The organism is Rhizobium sp. 01T417 (assembly GCF_056398905.1).
Genome location: NZ_JBFTQH010000147.1, coordinates 1 through 1,126, shown reverse-complemented (window position 1 = coordinate 1,126; position 1,126 = coordinate 1). Strand labels below are relative to the sequence as shown.

Sequence of the window (1,126 nt, the reverse complement as noted above, 5' to 3'; positions counted from 1 at the left end):
TTAGGCGTCAATCACCGTTGCTCGATAGTCTCTCATTTTGGCATTGAGGATTATGATCATCCTTCGCATGACCGCGACGAGAGCGACCTTTCCGGGCTTTCCTTTCGCTTTCAGTCGTTCGAAGACGGCCTTCATGGCTGGATCGAAGCGGATGGCGGGCAAGGCGGCGATGTAAAGGGCGTCGCGCACTGGTTTGCGGCCGCCGGCAATCATCCTCTTGCCACGCATCAGGCCACTGTCGCGATTGATAGGGGCAACACCGACCAGCTTTGCGATCTGGCCTTTGTTCAACAGACCGAGTTCGGGAAGTCCGGCGATCAGCAAGCATGCGGTTCGCAGTCCGATGCCCTTGAGCGACATCAGGACTTTCGCCTTGACGGCAAGATCCTCATCCGATTGGAGACAGGCTTCCATTGCATCGACCACCGACTGGCGCTGCTGCAGAAGGAACGAAAGTGTCTCCTCGATCCACGCCCTTGCCGTGGCATCGGCTCGAGCGCCGAGTTTTTCCAGCCGGTTCTTTTCCTGCACGATCATATGCGACAGTTGCCTGTAGCGTGACACCAGATCGATCAGCACCACCTGAGCCGGCGAGGAAGGTGCCAGATCCTTCGTTTCCATGCGTCTGGCATAGTCGGCAAGGACGAACGCGTCGATCCTGTCGGTCTTGGAGAGCTGGCCGCAGGCACGCGCGAACTGCCTGATCTGCCTGGCATTGACCTTGGCGACCGGCAAGCGAGCGGCCAGCAGGGTATGCACGACGGATCGCTCATAGCCGCCAGTCGGCTCCACAACCAGGCGTTCGATGCCATCCAGTTGCGCGAGAAAGGCGATGAACCTAGCAATGCCACCAGCATCATTGGAGAAGCTTGCCGAGTGCATGTCGGGAAGCACGCAGATGTCGAAGGACGATTTCGATATGTCGATGCCGATAAAGCGGCTAGTATAGGTCATGAGGCGATGTCTCCCTTATACGCGAGCGCGAAGCTCTCTCAACGGTTCGACGAAGCCTCGAAATGCGCAAAGGGTTCTGCTTTTTTACGAACGAAAGTTCAGGCCCGCTAGGACCAACCGCTCTGCGCATCGTCACTGCGGTGTTGCAATCACCTCAATGGCAAACGAGGCC

General features: G+C 57.6%; 1 protein-coding gene. It reads right to left on the bottom strand.

Annotated features, from left to right (window positions below; all coding sequences use genetic code 11):
* Positions 1-954 (bottom strand): IS110 family RNA-guided transposase, encoded by a 954-nt coding sequence (locus AC1DPR_RS32075; protein ID WP_210333100.1) that lies wholly within the window; start codon positions 952-954, stop codon positions 1-3.
* Positions 955-1,126: the final 172 nt, after the last annotated feature.